17 protein-coding genes and 3 pseudogenes are annotated in these 16741 nt (G+C 59.8%); 11 read left to right on the forward strand and 9 right to left on the reverse strand.

The annotated features are described in order from the left end of the window. Positions 1-779 precede the first annotated feature (779 nt). Both ASD00_RS40555 and ASD00_RS31320 read left to right on the forward strand, forming a co-directional pair. Positions 780-1214 carry a hypothetical protein gene (locus ASD00_RS40555; protein WP_156585898.1) on the forward strand — a complete coding sequence of 145 codons (435 nt, stop codon included), beginning with the start codon at positions 780-782 and terminating at the stop codon, positions 1212-1214. Between the two features lie 94 nt (positions 1215-1308). Continuing rightward, positions 1309-1569 (forward strand): annotated as a pseudogene (locus ASD00_RS31320) (DUF2493 domain-containing protein); the annotation flags it as partial. 59 nt (positions 1570-1628) lie between these two features. Here ASD00_RS31320 and ASD00_RS31325 read toward each other — a convergent pair. The 4 genes from ASD00_RS31325 to ASD00_RS39495 form a co-directional block, all read right to left on the reverse strand. Next, positions 1629-2135 (reverse strand): RES domain-containing protein, encoded by a 507-nt coding sequence (locus ASD00_RS31325; protein WP_057211008.1) that lies wholly within the window; start codon positions 2133-2135, stop codon positions 1629-1631. Beyond that, the gene (locus ASD00_RS31330; protein ID WP_057211010.1) at positions 2132-2617 is read right to left on the reverse strand and encodes an antitoxin Xre/MbcA/ParS toxin-binding domain-containing protein; all 486 of its coding nucleotides are present in this window, start codon (positions 2615-2617) and stop codon (positions 2132-2134) included. The genes ASD00_RS31325 and ASD00_RS31330 overlap by 4 nt, the downstream gene beginning before the upstream one ends. A gap of 703 nt (positions 2618-3320) precedes the next feature. Beyond that, positions 3321-3944 carry an acyl-homoserine-lactone synthase gene (locus ASD00_RS31335; RefSeq protein ID WP_057211012.1) on the reverse strand — a complete coding sequence of 208 codons (624 nt, stop codon included), beginning with the start codon at positions 3942-3944 and terminating at the stop codon, positions 3321-3323. 138 nt (positions 3945-4082) lie between these two features. After that, positions 4083-4730, reverse strand: coding sequence for a LuxR family transcriptional regulator (locus tag ASD00_RS39495; RefSeq protein ID WP_158268947.1), 648 nt, complete (start codon positions 4728-4730; stop codon positions 4083-4085). Between the two features lie 192 nt (positions 4731-4922). Between ASD00_RS39495 and ASD00_RS39500 the strand changes: the two genes are divergently transcribed. After that, a complete protein-coding gene (locus ASD00_RS39500) occupies positions 4923-5147 on the forward strand; it encodes a helix-turn-helix transcriptional regulator (RefSeq protein WP_082523791.1) in 225 nt (74 codons plus the stop codon). Here ASD00_RS39500 and ASD00_RS31345 read toward each other — a convergent pair. Next, positions 5131-5382 carry a helix-turn-helix transcriptional regulator gene (locus ASD00_RS31345; RefSeq protein ID WP_057211016.1) on the reverse strand — a complete coding sequence of 84 codons (252 nt, stop codon included), beginning with the start codon at positions 5380-5382 and terminating at the stop codon, positions 5131-5133. The genes ASD00_RS39500 and ASD00_RS31345 overlap by 17 nt on opposite strands. A gap of 140 nt (positions 5383-5522) precedes the next feature. On the opposite strand from ASD00_RS31345, the gene ASD00_RS31350 reads away from it, so the two are divergent. The 6 genes from ASD00_RS31350 (at position 5523) to ASD00_RS31375 (ending at position 11794) form a co-directional block, all read left to right on the forward strand. Continuing rightward, on the forward strand, positions 5523-6299 hold the full coding sequence (locus ASD00_RS31350) for an IclR family transcriptional regulator (protein ID WP_277996370.1): 777 nt from the start codon (positions 5523-5525) through the stop codon (positions 6297-6299). Next, the gene (locus ASD00_RS31355) at positions 6289-7482 is read left to right on the forward strand and encodes a Xaa-Pro peptidase family protein (protein ID WP_057211020.1); all 1194 of its coding nucleotides are present in this window, start codon (positions 6289-6291) and stop codon (positions 7480-7482) included. Before ASD00_RS31350 ends, ASD00_RS31355 begins: the two co-directional genes overlap by 11 nt. A gap of 191 nt (positions 7483-7673) precedes the next feature. Beyond that, complete coding sequence (locus tag ASD00_RS31360) at positions 7674-8729, forward strand: pyridoxal-phosphate dependent enzyme (RefSeq protein ID WP_158268946.1); 1056 nt, start codon at positions 7674-7676, stop codon at positions 8727-8729. Between the two features lie 49 nt (positions 8730-8778). Then, the gene (locus tag ASD00_RS31365) at positions 8779-9738 is read left to right on the forward strand and encodes a tripartite tricarboxylate transporter substrate binding protein (RefSeq protein WP_057211024.1); all 960 of its coding nucleotides are present in this window, start codon (positions 8779-8781) and stop codon (positions 9736-9738) included. After that, positions 9735-10166 (forward strand): tripartite tricarboxylate transporter TctB family protein, encoded by a 432-nt coding sequence (locus ASD00_RS31370; protein WP_057211026.1) that lies wholly within the window; start codon positions 9735-9737, stop codon positions 10164-10166. The genes ASD00_RS31365 and ASD00_RS31370 overlap by 4 nt, the downstream gene beginning before the upstream one ends. Positions 10167-10168: 2 nt before the next feature. Next, the gene (locus ASD00_RS31375; protein ID WP_082523792.1) at positions 10169-11794 is read left to right on the forward strand and encodes a tripartite tricarboxylate transporter permease; all 1626 of its coding nucleotides are present in this window, start codon (positions 10169-10171) and stop codon (positions 11792-11794) included. A gap of 62 nt (positions 11795-11856) precedes the next feature. Here ASD00_RS31375 and ASD00_RS42160 read toward each other — a convergent pair. From ASD00_RS42160 to ASD00_RS31395, 4 genes and pseudogenes are all read right to left on the reverse strand, one after another. Next, a pseudogene (locus ASD00_RS42160) lies at positions 11857-12735 on the reverse strand (PLP-dependent cysteine synthase family protein); the annotation flags it as partial. Beyond that, positions 12683-13624 (reverse strand): hypothetical protein, encoded by a 942-nt coding sequence (locus ASD00_RS31385; RefSeq protein ID WP_057211030.1) that lies wholly within the window; start codon positions 13622-13624, stop codon positions 12683-12685. The pseudogene ASD00_RS42160 and the gene ASD00_RS31385, both read right to left, overlap by 53 nt. Before the next feature lie 119 nt (positions 13625-13743). Next, positions 13744-13842: pseudogene (locus ASD00_RS39510) on the reverse strand (AsnC family transcriptional regulator); the annotation flags it as partial. 369 nt (positions 13843-14211) lie between these two features. Next, a complete protein-coding gene (locus ASD00_RS31395; protein WP_244494711.1) occupies positions 14212-14928 on the reverse strand; it encodes an alpha/beta fold hydrolase in 717 nt (238 codons plus the stop codon). A 424-nt stretch (positions 14929-15352) separates the two neighbouring features. Here ASD00_RS31395 and ASD00_RS31400 point away from each other — a divergent pair, with 424 nt between their 5' ends. Both ASD00_RS31400 and ASD00_RS31405 read left to right on the forward strand, forming a co-directional pair. Continuing rightward, on the forward strand, positions 15353-15607 hold the full coding sequence (locus tag ASD00_RS31400) for a type II toxin-antitoxin system Phd/YefM family antitoxin (RefSeq protein WP_057211036.1): 255 nt from the start codon (positions 15353-15355) through the stop codon (positions 15605-15607). Then, positions 15604-16026, forward strand: coding sequence for a type II toxin-antitoxin system VapC family toxin (locus ASD00_RS31405; protein ID WP_057211038.1), 423 nt, complete (start codon positions 15604-15606; stop codon positions 16024-16026). Before ASD00_RS31400 ends, ASD00_RS31405 begins: the two co-directional genes overlap by 4 nt. Positions 16027-16741 lie beyond the last annotated feature (715 nt).

The raw sequence follows: 16741 nt of genomic DNA on the forward strand, positions 1-16741 counted from the left end.
CAGTCGCAAGCCGGCGCCTACGAGCGCAGCAAGAGCGATCCTCGCTATCTCAAGACGCCCGCCGTCACCAAACGCGTCGAGCGCAAGCGCGCCGGCGTCGTCGATCGCGCCTCGCTCATCAATGGCAACCTGGCTCTCGCCGCGAAATGGCAGTCAACGGCGAGCGCCTTGAAGAAGGCCGGCGCGGAGCCGTCGGTGATCGCGGCGGCCGAGCGGTTCGCAGCCGCGGCGGCCGGACAAGCTGCGCAGCCAGCGCCGCGCCACGCTGCCGGCTTTGCCCTCCTTCGTCTGGAGACGGAGGAGGTCGCTGACTGCGACGCGATTGAGATCGTCCAGCGGGTGGCCGGCGTCGATAGCAACTTCGTTTCGGCCGGCGGCAAGACAATTTATGTGCTGGCGCCCACAACGGCGAGCRTCAGCAAAATAGAGCGCGAACTCGCCAAGCAGAACGACGAGTTTGACCCGGGCGGAGAGACGCTGTCCGTCGTCAGGGATTTCGAGGCGCGGATGCTCAAGCTGGGGWTGCGTTCTGACGTAATCATTGAGGCGGTGGGCTCCTCGAAGGAGGGTTYACCGTCGCCCTGGCTTCAAAAGCGGTTTGAAGCCTTTGCGCAACGATCCGGCGCGCCGTCGAACGAGCCGTCGGCGGCACTCAAGACTSTCATCGCAAACATTCAACAGCAGAAGGAAAAGACCATGCCCCTATCGCTGGAACAGTTCGACGAGCGTGTTTCTCGAGCGAACAAATCGATGGACCGCCTATGGACCGCCTCGAGACCATGGTCGACAGTAGTGCGGAGCGCCAGGCCGTCGAGGAGATGCGCAAGGAAATCTCCGCGCTCTTTGCCGAGCAGCGCCGTGACATCGAGATGCAGCAGATGCAATCGGTCGCTGACACCGCAGGGGGAGGGGGCACACCGCCGGCCGCCCGCGCCGACGAGGCGCGCACCCAGGACCGGGCCGCGCCGCCGACCGTCGATCCTGCTATAGCCGCCCAGCAGCAGGCAATTGCCGCCGGTCGTGCCGCTCGTGCGGCGCGGGAACAGGCTGCCACTGCCAAAGGTGCCCAGGACGAGCAGCGCCAGCAGATCCTCGCGGCGCGGGAACAGGCTGCCACTGCCAAAGGTGCCCAGGACGAGCAGCGCCAGCAGATCCTCCGGCAGGCTGAGCAGGATCGCCAGCGCAGCAATGACCGCGATGGCGCGGAGCGCTGATCCGTCTGTAGTCTCCCTCATGTGGGGGATTCGGCCGCCGCCCGTGGCGACATCATCAATATTGCTCGGCCGACCGCCTGCCGAGAGGCGACCTGATCACGAACGCGTCTTTGATGCGCTCGATCGCGCCCGCGCCAAATTCCCGGACATGGTCCTGCTGCACGGCGGTTCGCTGAAGGGCGCCGAGCGCATTGCCGCCTGCTGGGCGGAAAGCCGCAAGGTGACCCAGATCACCTTCAAGCCGAACTGGACGAAGCACGCCAAGGCGGCTCCCTTCCGCCGCAATGACGACATGCTCTCGATCATGCCCGCCGGCGTCATCATCTTCTCGGGGTCCGGGATCACCGACGCGTGAGCGCCATGACCACAAGGCACTCTACGACCGGCCACGAGTTGTGCCCGGTCGCGCTCGCATCATGCCGATGGTGGGTGCAGCCTTGTATCGAGAGCGAAAGCCTCCTGGAACTTCAGCGCATAGGCCTCGGTGGCGGCGCTTGCCACGAAGACCAGGTTCCAGCTATGCGCCGACACCGCGCTCGGGATCGCGACAAAGCGATGCCGGCGAAGCAGATCGTCGCCGAACGCCTGTTGGCCCGCGCTCGGGATGCCGGGGCGCAGCCAGTTCGGATTGGGAACGCTGGAAGGATCGACGACATGCACCGCGGAGATGTCAGCGACCACGGCCGCCGTCAGAACATGCGGAACGGTATCAAGCACGCGAAAACCTTTATGGACCGCGACCTCAAGGATCGCCGTCGACGGGTCGATCGAGCAATAGACCGCGCGCATGCCCCTGCTGTTCCAGCGCCCGCCGACACGATAGGCGCCTTCCCCACTATCCCAGGTCGGGGCATAGGCGGCTTGGTCGAGCCGCCATGCAATCAGCTCGGAACCACCGAGCGCAATCGGCAGAGGCGTCATGCATAGACGCCGTATTCGAGCCGTTGGAGATAGTCCTCGATGAGTTCGACGCCGGCGGGCGTTCCCAAAAGATCGATCGGGCGGCGCTGGTCGAGCCCGATTGCCGGACGCTCCAGCCATTGCTCGGCTTCCGCCTGCGTTCCCAGGACATCCGTCGCCTTTGCCAGGATCTCGGCGAACTTCCATGCCCGCCCGCTTTGCTCCTGGCTAAGCGGCTTGGACGGCGCATCCCTGCGCCGCTGCCACGTCCGCAAGCTCATGCCGACGGCCTTTTCGAGGGATTCGGTCTTGCCGATGAAGAGCAGGCTTCCGACGAGGTGATCGATCGCCGAAGCCGGCAAGCCATGCAGCAGGAGCTCATGGGCATCGAGCGCACTCGTCAGACGGCGCGACAGGACACGCGTTCCGCCGAGCAACGCTGCGACCTTCTGCAATTCTCCGCCGGTTGCTTCCGGGAAGCCATTTTCCACCGCAAGTGCCATCGTGCATCTCCTACGTCATCTGTCGTTCCATATATGACAGCTGGCGCGACTTCTTTCAATAGGTCCGTGGAAGCCGACAGCCTCGACCGCGTCACTGCGGCTTTGCGGGGCAGGCAGTTTCACGCCACACTTTTGTGTTCGCTCAGCGAAGGTATGGCGGCCGAAACCCGCGCCGAGATGGATCGGGAACTCTTTGAGCGTGATGCTCAACGAGGCGAAACAAGTCAGTGCAAAAGTAATCATGCATCGAATCATCTTTGGCCCTTGAGGCGCCGGCACATTCAAATGGGCCGTTGACGCTGCAAATGATATGTCACTACATTGCGCTACTTGCGGACGGCCGCTATGAGCGCAGCGAGACGAAGATGCACGTCACGCGATTGATTCACCTCAGTGAACTACTTGATTTTTCGCCAATAGATTTGATCATGGCCGCTGCTCTTATCGTTTGGGCAAAACACTGGCCGAGGCCGAGAGTCGCCGTAAGCCGATCAAAATCGTGGAGACGCTTCCCCTTGATGCGGTCGAGTCGCTGTTGACCCTAGTAGAGACGATGGTCACTCTTCGGCCGGAGCGAAGTGAAACGTAGGTTCTCGATCGTCGCGTTTACGGAAAGTGAAACCGAGGACTGCTCCGCTTCTGGGATCGGTAGATCGGCTTGCACCGCGCTCAAGAGGTTTGGACAAGTTGATGTATGCTGGCGTCAACAATTGTGTACAAAAGCATCGCCGCTCCGATCGCTGAAAACGTAATTGGACGGCCGAAGCGCGAAGAGGACTTCCTGACTGACCGGCAAATAGCCGGCCACGCCGGTAACCCGTCCCATCGAGTGCGGGATGGATATCCTTGCAAGGGACCATCCCGCGCGTCTTAGAACGCGTTCCATTCGAAGGTCCACGACGGCCGCGATTTGCGGATAGTGGCGCTGTAATGCCCAATCCACCATGCCGGCGAAAAGGCTTCGAGTCGCCAGATTGATAAACTCCTGGTTTCGGCATCTTTCAGTGTCGACGCAGAAACGTGATGCTTCGACCAGGCCTGCAGGCAGAGATGGGCTGTTGGTCAACAGGTAGGAGAAGACAGTCGAGAGCATGGTTGACCCGTGCGTCGGTAGAAATCTCACCGTCCCGACGACATGATCTCGAGCGTCGACAACCAGCAGATAGTCAGGCGACAATTGATCGAAGATGTCGGTTTCTTCATCCCGAGAGACGGTCACCTTCCAACCAAGCCGATGGTGGAAGACCTTGGCGCGCAGCCTGTAAGACTGTCTTAGCCAGATCATTGTCTGGCACGACGCCGACCCCTGTATGGCGACTACTTTCATGTTCCCTCACTCGCTTTAGGAAGAAACGATATCGATGGAACGTCGCCGCCGATACTCAGGAAAATGAGCATGTGTCGTCAACAAAATGTGATCTTTGGTTGTAGGCATGGTTATCCCACCCGCCCGCCGTTCCTGGTCTCAGATGCGGATCTCTCGACGTTTGATCGCTGTCACGATCGTATGCACCGAGTTCACGGTGCCGAGACGTTCGCGAGTGTCACGCAAATGCCGTTCGACAGTTGCCTCCGATATGCCGAGGATTGTTGCCGTCTCTGAGGCGGTCTTTCCCGAGGCGATCCAGTCGCAGATCTCGGCCTGCCTTTTTGTCAGAACTGGATGTGCCGTTTCCTCTTTCAGGCGCAGTATCTTCTGGTAACCACAGAAGCCCGCGGCCTCGATGAGAAAGCGAAGCGGGGGCCGTTGTTCGATTTCGCCGCCGGCGATGGAGACAACGCCGATTTGTCCATTCGCACCGTGGACCGGCAGGCAGAAACCGTCTCTCAGGCCGAATGCTTCCGCCGATTTCATGACCTCATATTCCGCTTGTGGCAGCCTCCGGTGCGTAACGCTGCGCCAGCTGAACAATTGATCTGTCCTAAGACACAGCGACGCGCATGGATCATGGGTAACGAGTTTGTTTTCAAAGTAGTGCACCGACCAGCTTTTTGGCCAAAGATCCGCGAGAACCTGCGGTGTCCAGACAGACTCCACGGTCGGAGACAGAAGAGCGACCAGACAGGCATCAAATCCGAATGGCTCCAGAAGATTTCGAAGAGCTTCGCCCACCCCTCGGGGCGTCGTCGCTTGTGTAACAGCGTCGGAGAAAAGGCTAAGCGCTTCCCAAGAATTCCGCATCGCACAACCCGCATAAACTAATCTTCTCGATTTAGTTGTGAACTGAACGGTCGACAATCGGGGGATTATCGATTGCTTACTATAGTAGGTGGGTTCCGAGTGGCGTTTATGACAAATGGAGGTATGCGCCTGAGATCGGTATTTGCGAGAAATCTGCGTATTTTGCGCCACCGCTCAGGGATGTCACAGTCCGAGTTAGCGCAACTCGCAGGGCTGGATCGCAATTATGTTGGTAAATTAGAGCGAGAAGAAAGCGCTCCCACCGTCGACACGCTCGAGGCCCTGGCAATTGCGCTCATGACAGATCCACAGGCTCTTGTAGATAGAGATCTCACTCACTCGCCTTGATCGACTTTTTGGTTTTTCTGTCTGCATCGTGGTCGGTTATGAGCTCCACGACCGTGACCCCAAGTGCTTCGGCGAATTTGACAAGGGAGAGAGCAGTTGGATTCCTTCTGCCTGCTTCGAGCCCGCTGATGTAGGCCCTCGAGGAATCCGATCGAAACGACAGTTCTTCCTGAGAGAGCGATCGCTCTCTCCTAAAGCGCTGGATGTTTTTCCCGATTATCACCCTGATGTCCATGCGTCATGGATGCGCGGGTGCAAACTATAGGACGACAAACTTTAGTGCACATTTTTAATTGACAGGGCCTGCTCATATCTGACCTAATTTAAAAAATGGAACGATGTACGCAGGAGCGGGACAATAAAATGCAGGGAAATATGTCTTTGGAGCGAGGGCTCATGGTTCTGAAAGCCGTCGCGAGCTCGTCTGAGCCACTCGGCGTTCGCGAGATCGCGAGGCGGGTTGAACAAAGCCCTTCAAGCATCCAACGCCTGCTTCATACGCTGTGTGCGCAAGGGTTTGTCGATCAGATTGAATCCACCAAGAGATATTGTGCGGGACACGAGATACTCAATCTCGCTCGCACGTTACTCGAACAGGACGAGTTGATCGCCCTGGCCGACGCCGAGCTGCGTTTGCTTGCGCAGAGCAACGACCTGAACGGCTTCCTCGGCGCCCGTCGAGGCAGTAAGGCCTTCTACCTTGCCGCGGTGCAGAGCAATGGTTCCTTGGTCATTCGCGCAACGCCGGGTGAGAGCATGTTCCTGCATTCAACAGCACTGGGAAAAGCGCTGCTGATCGATTGCAGTGACGACGATATCCGCGCCCTCGCTGCCGAGGAGCCCTTCGTACGCAGGACGCCACGCACTGTCACCGATCCTGAGAAACTGATGGACCAGCTGCGGCGCGCTCGAAGCGTGGGATACACCACAGCCCTCAACGAGAATATTCCCGGCATCTTCTCGATTGGTGCCCCTCTCCGCAATGCGAAGGGGGTGATCGTGGCTGCGATCAGCGTTGCTTTCCCCCGCGCGGCGCAACCCAACCTTGCCGTCGCCGCCGTCGGCGAGAGGGTCATGGCGGCGGCCGCAGCGATTGAAATGGCGCGCGGCGTCGTGCGCGCGAACGTAAGCGAGAAATCCGATGCTGCTTAATCTATCGCGCCTCGAGCGCAATATGGATGCCGAAGGCCTGGATGCCGTCATCGCCACCGGCGCGGAAAATGTCACCTATCTCAGCGGCTTCTGGGCATTGCCACAATGGATCCGCCCGGGCCCACAAGCCTACGCTGTCTGGCCACGGGCCGACGCGGAGACGAGGTCCAGCGTAATCACGAGCAGCGGGACGCTCGATCTGATTGCCGATCAGAATGTCTGGGCTGCGCGCGTCGCGCGTTATGGCGAGTTTGCGGTCGAAGTCGGCGCCGACGTCGAAAACGACCTTACGAGCCGGCGGCTCGCGGAGATGCAGTCCCTTCGGGAGCATGCAAGTCCCGTTGAGGCACTGGCCGCAGAGCTTGAGGAGCTTGGCCTGAGAAAGGCCCGAATAGGGCTGGATCTATCAGGCCTGTCTCCCGGCTATCTCGAGCAGCTCAGCGCCAAATGCCCGCAAGCATCCTTCATCGATGCACAGCCGCTCTTCCGATCTACTCGATCCGTCAAAAGCCCCTCGGAGATCGAGCGGCTTCGGCGCGTCGGCAAAGTCGCGGAAATATCCGTAGAGGCGGCCTTGGCCGTTGCGCGGGCTGGAATCACAGAGATCGAAATGGCCCGCGTATTTCACGAGAAGACCGTCCGAGAGGATACGTTACCAATCCTTGGCTGTATCGGGTTCGGTGAGCGGAGCGCCCTGATGAATGTTCAGCCTTCGCAACGCTCACTGAGGCCGGACGACATCATCCGCTTCGACGTCGGTGGGCGGTATCAACACTATCGAGCCGATATCGCGAGGATCGCGTCTTTCGGAGAGCCTAGTTCCGGACTGCGCAGCCAGTACGCCGCGCTACGGGCCGGTGTCGAACACGGCGCCTCGATTGTCAGACCGGGCCTGAGCGCCAGCGAACTTTTCGGCGAGATCATGCGCGCCGTTCAGGACGCAGGTCTCGATCGATACCGAAGAAATCACGTCGGCCACGGTATCGGGCTCGATGGCTACGATGCTCCACTCCTTGCTCCCGGCTCGAAAGACGTTCTCGAAGAGGGAATGGTGCTGTGCATCGAGACGCCTTTTTACATGATCGGCTCGTATGGGCTGCAAGTCGAGGACATGTTCGTCGTCACCGGGCAAGGCGCCGAGCGGCTGACATCCTCCGGAGATATTAAAGTGATTGCGCCATGACCGTCGTTATCGAGCACCTATCCTGTCTGCGTTGCGAGGCAACCTATCCATCCGGTTTCCCAATCGACTCACGCGGTTGCCCACGCTGTGCTGCGACCGCGCCTTCGAACCTGCGGCCGATCTACGAGACTCGTTGGCCGCAGGCGGATCACGGCTTTACCCATATCCCCTCGATGTGGCGGTACGGTTCGATGCTGCCAATCGAAAGCAGCGCGACGGTTTCTCTGGGCGAGGGCCTCACACCCCTCTCGCCGGCGGAGCGCTTGGGAACCAAATTCGATGTCAAACGGCTTCTGATCAAAGACGAGAGCCGCAACCCGACCGGCTCGCACAAGGATCGGTTTTCCGCAGTCCTCACCTCCTATGCAAGGCAGCGCGGATATTCGACAATCGCCACTGCGTCATCCGGAAATGCTGGAGCCTCATTGGCGGCTTATGCGGCGCATGCCGGTCTTCAATGTATCGTCTCCACGTTTAACGGGGGACCGGCTCCGATGCTCGCTCAGATCCGAGCCTTCGGTGCGACGGTTGTGCCGTTCGACGAGAAGATGGATCGGTGGAAATTCCTGGCCGAGGGCTGGGAGCGCCGGGGATGGGTGGTCGCCTCTCCGTTCAGCGCACCGGTGGTTGGAAGCCATCCTATCGGTGTCGAGGGCTACAAGACCATTGCGTTCGAGTTGGCGGAACAGATGAATGGTCAGGATCTCGACTGGTGTGCGCTTCCCGTCTGCTACGGCGACGTGTTGAGCGGGGTCTGGGAAGGCTTCAAGGAAGCGTTCAACGCCGGTCTCGTCCGAAAACTCCCGCGCCTGATCGCGGCGGAGGTTTACGGCTCGCTGGACTCGGCGATGAGCTGCGGGTCCGACCAAGTCGCCGCAATGGCGCGGCCTTTCGCTACCGTTGCCCTGTCGATCGGCGCCACCCAGAGCAGTTTCCAGGCGCTGCGCGCCCTGCGGCAATCCCGAGGGATTGCCTGCTCAGTTGACAACGACCGCCTGCTCGCGGCGCAACGGGACCTGGCGATGCTTGAGGGTATTTTCGCCGAACTGTCGGCTGTGGCACCGCTTGTCGCCATCGATACACTTCGCCGGACCGGCGTCATTGCCGGTCCGGATTGTGTGGCGGCCGTGATCACGGCCTCCGGAATGAAAGATTTCGATATCTCGCAACAGGCGATTCCAGCCGTAAAGGCGTATGCCAGGCCGTCTGCTGCCTGGGACGAAATTGAACAAACTCTGCTTGTGTAAGCGTCGCCACCGCAAAAGAAATCTGTCCTGACCAACAAGGGGGAGCTCTATGAATAGGCGCTCATTTCTCTTCACGTCCGCAACTCTGGCGGCGTTTTCGAAAATCTCGTTCGCCCAGGCGAATCCTGCGCCCACCGACAATGCGACGATCGTCGTCGGTTTCTCTGCAGGCGGGGCCGGTGATTTGGCCGCCCGCGTTGCGGCGGAGCACGTCAAGCTGACGGACTCATATCCGGTCGGCGTCGAATTCCGGCCCGGCGCCGGCGGAACCATTGCGACCGATCAGATCCGGCGTGCCAAGGCCGATGGAACGGTGTTGTCGCTCTATTCGGCAAGCCCGCTTCTCGTTGCACCGCATCTGCAGTCGCTACCCTATGATCCTCTGCGCGACTTCTCCTATATCGCGGCCTATTCGAACATCGCCATTCCCGCTTTTGTCCGAACGGATAGTCCTTTCAAGGAGTGGCCCGATCTTATTAAGTTCGGGAGGGACAATCCCGGAAAGCTGCGTTGGGCGACTGCCGCCCCTCGCGGCATCGGCCATATTGCGACCGAGGCGGCATTCCGCAAAGAGGGCGTCACAGCCGCTTTCGTCCCATTTTCTGGCGGAGCAGATGCGATCACCGCTCTCCTTGGCGGACATATCGATATGGTGGTTTCCTCGGACTTTGCAGCTCATCTCAAGGCCGGCAAGGTGCGGCTTCTGGTCGAAACCGGGCCGGAGCCGGTGAGCGGGCATCCCGATGTCCCGACCTTCAAGCAGCTCGGCTATCCGCTTTCCGTCGCTAGTGCCTACGGGCTCTTCGGACCGGCAAAATTGCCGGCACAGGTACTGCAATACTGGCAGGACTCTCTTCGCGTCATGACCAGGACCGACCTCTACAAGCGGTTCCTGGAAACTTTGGGCGGCCAGGCGACTTTCCAGGAAGGCCAGGCTTTTCACGAAGAGATCGCCCGGAACTATCGCGAGATCGGGAAACAGATCGAGCTTCTGGGGCTGCGGCCATGAGGCTCGCATCGATTGTCGCCGCGTGCTTGGTCGTCGTGTCGATCGTCGCGATCAGCTCATCCCTTTCGCTTGGGGTCTGGAAACACGGGATGCCTGGGCCGGGTCTCTTCCCCGTAGCGGCGGCAATCCTTCTTCTCGTGGCGCTGGCCGCGACGATGCGGGAAGGATGGCGTCAGGAGGGAATGGACGAGAGGATCGAGATTCCTCGCTTCCTCGGATATGGCGTCGCCATCATCGGATTTGTGGGGCTGCTTAGCATCGCCGGGACGCTGCCCGCAATCTTCGTCTTTCTTAGCTTGGTCGTGGCCATCGTTGAGCGGTTGCGCTGGCCACAAGCCCTCGCCATCGCGTCGGGCACGACCTTCGCATGCTGGGCGGTCTTCGAGAGGCTCCTAGGCGTGCCCCTGCCTGCCGGTTTCTGGAGTTGACCATGGACTCAATCATCAATCTTCTTGGCGGCCTGCTCGTTGCGATCGAACCATCCAATCTCCTTGTCGCGTTGATCGGGGTCGTAATCGGCACGGCCGTCGGCGTGCTGCCGGGACTCGGCCCCACCGCAACAGTCAGCCTCCTCCTTCCAATTTCCGTATCGCTCGACCAGACGGCCGCGATCATCCTTCTGGCGGCGATCTATTACGGCGCAATGTATGGCGGGTCGATCACCTCCATCCTGATCCGCGTGCCTGGCGAGGCCGCAAGTGCGATCACGTCGCTCGACGGTTATGCGATGACACGACAGGGGCGGGCGGGCGCCGCTCTCGGCATGTCGGCCTCCGCAAGTTTCATCGCCGGCATCGCCGCCACATTCGGCATCGCTCTGGTAGGCCCTGCCTTTGCCGACGTCGCTCTTCGTTTCGGCCCAATCGAGAAGACCGCCCTGGTCTTCTTTGGACTAACCCTTGCAGCCTCGGTCGGCAGCGGATCCCGGGCAAGGGCCTGGGTCATGATTGGCCTTGGTCTCCTCCTGTCCACTGTCGGGGTGGATCTTGTCACCGGCGAAGAAAGGTTCACATTCGGCACCGCCGATATGCGTGACGGCATCGATATCGCTGTCCTCGCAATGGGTATGTTCGGAGTGAGCGAGGTGCTTGTCGCAGCGGAGCGAAAACGGCCGCCCGGGACGAGCAGCTTCGATAGGTATCGGCTCCGTGACCTGTTGCCCACCCGGTCCGATTGGCGGGCCGCGGCCGGCCCGATATCGCGCGGCTCCGCGCTGGGATTTTTCCTTGGTCTCCTTCCCGGCGGCGGGGCTTTGATAGCGAGCTTTGCAAGTTACGTGATGGAGAAGAAGATTTCCCGCGCGCCGCACCGGTTCGGAAAAGGAGCGATCGAAGGTGTGGCCGGGCCGGAAAGCGCCAACAATGCGGCAGCACAGGCGAGCTTTATCCCGCTACTTTGCCTGGGTCTTCCCGCGAACGCCGTTATCGGGGTGATCATGGGCGCGCTTCTCATGCAGGGCGTCACCCCGGGACCTTCATTGATCGCGGACCACCCCGATCTGTTCTGGGGCGTGATTGCCAGCATGCTGGTCGGAAACGCGATGCTACTAGTGCTCAACATGCCTCTTGTGCGCATCTTCGTGCTGCTGTTGCGGGTACCAGCGGCGCTTCTCACGCCGCTGATTCTAGTCTTCTGCGCGATCGGCGCCTTCAGCATCAACAACAGCCTGTTCGACGTGGGGGTGATGATGGTCTGCGGATTTGCGGCTTACGCGCTGCAGCGAGCCGGTTTCGAACTCGCGCCGCTCTTGCTGGCCTTTCTGCTCGGATCGCTTCTGGAACAGAACCTCCAGCAAAGCATCATTCTTAGTGCGGGAGAATTTAATGTCTTCATGAACAGTCCGATTGCCGTCGCGTTCAGCATAGCAGCCATCGCCATCCTCTTAGTGCCGCTGATCAGCGGCCGGAGAGCACGTCATGTCCGAAGTGGCCTAGCTATGACGTCCTCGATGGACCTGCGAGCCCAGGCAAACCGAAACCAGTCGGCCTCGCTACCGGCGACGATCCGGTCGATCAGGATCGGTCCGCCAGTCTCGAAGCAAGAAGATGAGCGTTGATCCTCAAGGCAGGGCAGAGCGGCATAAACTGCGTTGTAGCGATGCCCCTCGTCAGGAAGCAGAAAGACGATCTTCGCCTCAGGATTTGCGCGGGCGTACCAGTCGGCAACGAGGAATGCCGCCCCGCTTGTCGGCCCTACAAACAGGCCGTGGGAGCGGAAGAGATTGAAGGCGGCCTCCACCGCAATCCGGGCGCCGACCCAATGAACCTCGTCGACAAGATCGTGCCGAAGGTTCCTCGGCACGATGCTGTTGCCCATTCCTCGCAATTTTCGCGGAGCCGGTGGCTGCCCGAAAAGGATGCTGCCGTGGGTATCGACCGCAATCACATGGGTTTCCGGAGAAACCACCCGAAGAAAATGCGCCGTGCCGCTGATCGATCCGCCCGAGCCGACGCACGCCACCAGACAATCGATTGACCCAACTGTCCGGATGAGATGCTCTGCGACCGCTGCATAGGCGAGGGGATTGTCCGGATTGTCATACTGATTGGGCCAGAAACTGCCGGGAAAGATTTTTTGTATTTCCGCAAGCCGCTCCAGTCGAAGTTGCTGATTGCCGGAACCTTCCGGATCGTCGGTGATTGTCAGCATGGTGCCGAGGTCCCGGAGCCTGCGCGCGAAGTCCGCGTCGATCAGACTGGAGGCGGTAACCAGCGATAGTCTGTAGCCGCGCACGGCAGCCAGCATGGCCAATGCCATTCCGAACGTGCCGGACGTTGTCTCGACGATATGTCCCCCGGGTTTCAGCCTGCCGACATCTTCGGCCCGGTCGAGCATGAACCGCGCGGGAAGAAGCTTCATGAGCTGGAAGCACGCAGCATAGAGGTTGGCATGCATGGGAACCATTCTGGGAAGCTCGAAGGCTGAAAGCCGAGATCGATTGAGTTCATTCATGGTTCTGCAATTCCCTACCACTGGGAAAATGGAAAACGCCGACATTGCCAAAGCCGGAATGTTTAAGGGAGCGCGTGCCCGTCAACGCAGCCGATAGGTTGCCAACGTCAAATAGCAGGCCTGCGATATTGCCGCTGTGGGCCACCTGTATTCCTCGCGCATTGCACTCCTGGGCAAGCCAGGTGATCTCGTCAAAGCGCGCACGGGGTAGGTGGCGTTGATTGATCTGTGCGCTCAAGGTTGCGACGCGACAGAATAGCGGGGTGTCGCGATCGGTGATCGCCCTTGAAACGAGGCCGCGAAGCACGGCGAAAAGTTCGATCTCATCGGACGAGTAGCGAGCCGGCTTGTGCTCGGTCGTGTTGATAGGGTCGTCTCCGGTATCGAATCCGACAATGAGAAGGTCTGGAAAGTCACCGGAAAAAGCTTCGATCAGCCCGCTCTGGCGATGGGCGAAAAGGACCGGCTGAATGCCGAAGGCGATCGCGTCAATGGCAGTTTCCGCCCGCACGGCGAGATCGCACAGATCGAGACGTGAAAGCCGTTGTCCGAAGGCATCGGCAGTTGCCCGTATTGCCGCGACGACATCGGCCGTCGAAGACCCAAGACCGCTCCCGAACCGGATATTGCTGCTGATCGTCAGGTCGCCGCCGACCTTGTTCTGGCCAAGGAAATCGAGAGTCAGGCGCGCCGCAGCCGCGGCCTTTTCCCGGTCGTCCGGTCGTGTTCGGATCTGCTTGCCTGTCCGCGGCCAGAAGTTGACGACGCTCTTCAAGCGAGGATGCGGTACCGTGAGAAGGCCGCGCCTCAGGCCGCCCTCCGACGTCTTGAACACGCCTTGGAGAAATTCTCCATGGTGTCCAATCGCTTCGCCGTAGCCGGCACCGGGCGTGGATGGTGGAAAACCTTGCTCAGATGCCTGTGAACTGACCATCGGCCGTAACTCCGGTTGCGCCTCTATCCTTCCTCCTGCGGCAGAGTGAGGGCCATTCGCGATTTCCCGGAGATTTCATCAGCTTGTGCGGTATTTTGGCGGACCTCGTCGGCTGAATGCTAAAACGGCAGCGCTTGGGAATGCTTGATCTGGCTCAGCGCGAAGCTTGCCTCTATGGAGGCAACGCCTTCCAGCCGCGTCAATTTCTGCTTCAAAAATGCTAAAGACCTCGTTCCTGGCTTCAATGAGGCGGCCGCAGCCGGAGTGCCGGTTCTCGTCCACGTTACCGCACCATGGTGCGAAGTTTGCCAGGCGCAGAAGCCCGTCGTCGCCAAGCTGATCACCAACGGCGACTTCGCGGCCATGAAGAGTTCGACGTCGACTTCGACAGCCAGAAGGACGTTCTTCAGAAGCTTATTGACCCGGCGATTATGGAAAGCGGTGGCCGCATCGTCAAAACCATGGGCGACGGGCTAGCATTTTGGTCGGCGTCGAGGGAAGCTTTCGAGAAGTCGCTACAGGTTTTCAAACGTCCGAGATGAAGGCGCCAGCAGTCGCCGTTCCCATTACCCGATACGCGCAGAGGTTTACTCAGGCCCGACGTCAAGGCGCTGTTTCAGAAGCCAATCCCAGAGCTCCGGATCATTTAAGGCGGCCCACTCGACGCCCGAGTGGTCCACGCCCTCCAGAACACTCAAACGAGCATTTCGCTTCAGACCCACAAGGCGCTCGTAAAGCACGACTGAATCCGACAAAGGGATGACTTCATCGTTCGTGCCGTGGAACACCCAGAAGGCTGCCTTTTCATTTGTCCTGCTAAGGTAGTGGCGGTTACCGCCGCCAGCGATTGGAACGACAGCCGCAAATTTTTCGGGAAACTGTTCTGCCATGGCCCATGCACCGAAACCGCCGCGGCTGAACCCCACGAGGTAGACACGCGTGCGATCGACGCGATACTTCGACATAACCTCGTCGAGTGCGGCCTCCACTTTCTCGATCGGATAAAGCAGTTCTTCACTCGGATTCTGCGGCGAAAACACCAGGAACGGGAATGTCTTTCCATCCTCGACCAATTTCGGAATGCCACTTGATTTAACTTTCTCGATATCGGTCCCGCCCTGATCGCCGCCGTGTAGCCACACAACAAGCGGATACGCGCTGCCGGACGAGGCATAGTCGTCTGGCGTGTACATCAGATAATTAAGATCGTTCTTTATGCTGGCGCTCGATCTCGCCGCCAACTGCTCGGCATGCGTCACTCCCAGACTGCACATTCCGCATACGGCCGCAAAGACCAGCGCCATGATGTTCCGCGTCATTCGATCACCTCCTTCATGTTGTTCGGGTCTAGGCACATCAAATGGAACCGAGGAACCAAAACTCAACCGTTGGCTGCCATTTGGGAGGCGAACCGTCGATGCAGCTACGCCAGACGGCTTCGAGCCCGTAGCGGTCAAGACGCCTTGGCCGCTGCCGCGGTGGTGAAGGTCAACAACGCGTCAGAACTCCCGGTTCAGGCTATGCGGGAGCCGTTCTTGAGGAGCAGCCGTGTGCACAGCTTGTTGCGAGGCTGTCTCGCGTTTTGGGCTAAAATGAACGCATAACGTGCCGACTGGAATGCCCCTGCGCCGGTCACTGCCGTGGAGCATGCGCGCTCAAGCGTATGCTCCACTTGTTATTTCGTCCTCCAGTGCTATATGTAGGTAAATGCCTACATGGAGGTGACCCGTGAGCATCACGACTCTTTCCAGTCGAGAACTGAATCATGACGTCAGCCGCGCAAAGAAGGCGGCGAAGAGCGGTCCGGTGATCATCACCGACCGCGGCAGGCCTTCCCATGTGCTCATGACTTACGATGAATTCGAGCGCTTGAGCGGCAGGCGGCGCAGCCTTGTCGAGGCTCTCGCTATGTCTGGCCTTTCGGCGATCGATTTCGAGCCGCGCCGCGTCGAAGTCAGGCCGCGCGAAGTCGATTTGTTTTGAAGTATCTGTTGGACACCAACGTGATTTCCGAACTGCGCAAAGTTGGCGACGGCAAAGCCAATGCCAATGTGGTAGCGTGGGTCGGATCGGAAGATGCGGCGCGCTTCTTCATTTCCGCCATCACGGTTCTTGAATTGGAGCGAGGAGTGCTCGGCGTGCAGCGCCGGGACGCCACACAGGGCGCTCGGCTGCGCTCTTGGCTTGACAGTCATGTGCGCCCTGAGTTTGCCGGTCGTATTCTTTCAGTTGATGATGCGGTTGCGACGCGTTGCGCGCACCTGCATGTCCCCGACCGGCGCAACGAAGCCGATGCGTTGATTGCAGCGACCGCTTTGGTCCACGACATGATCGTCGTCACGCGCAACGTCAGGGACTTTGAAGGCACCGGCGTTGTTGTGGTTGATCCCTGGCAAAGCTGACGGTTACAGCGCAAACAGGCTTGTCCCATATGCCGAACCGGCTCTGCCAGAAAATCCGGAAGCTTCTTGGCGCGATACAGCACAACGGGCGCTTTAAGCAAGGACTGAGGTACGCCTCGTGGCTCAGGGTGCGGAAGAACCGCCCACGCAGAACGCACGGTCACCTGCCTGCATGGTCTGCAGCCGGATGTCGATGAACGCCAGCCAGCTGGACCGCGGCGCCGCGTGAGCCGGAATGATGGGCGAGGGATATTCGAGCGTCGCCTCGTGCCGACGCGTCGAATATCCCAACGGCTGCCACCGTGCGCCAGTCTTTAAACTTCCATTGCTGTACGCACCATTCCCCAAACGAGTTATGCCGACCGAACTCGACCTTTGAAAAAAAGGCCCGCAGCCGCGGCTGCGGGCAACTTCAAAACCCGATGAAGAGGCGGTGAGCGAAGCCTTCTACCGCACCGGTTCAACGAAGGGGATCCAAGTGGCCCACGCCATGCACCACGAGCAACCGCCGGTGCGGCCGTTCCAAAACCCGGCGGCCCGAAAAGGCAGCGAAGGACGTGAACCAGGCATGGTCCCCGTGGTGCGGAGAATGCAGCCTGGGTGACGGGTTTTTTCGATCACGACGAAGCCCGTAACATCTTTCTGACCTTGCGCGAGAGTTCATCAAGGGTCGCCATAAGCCGGCTCATCTGTGAGATCGAGGCCGTCAGGTCTG

Origin of the sequence: Ensifer sp. Root31 (genome assembly GCF_001424825.1) — a bacterium.
Lineage (GTDB): Bacteria > Pseudomonadota > Alphaproteobacteria > Rhizobiales > Rhizobiaceae > Ensifer > Ensifer canadensis.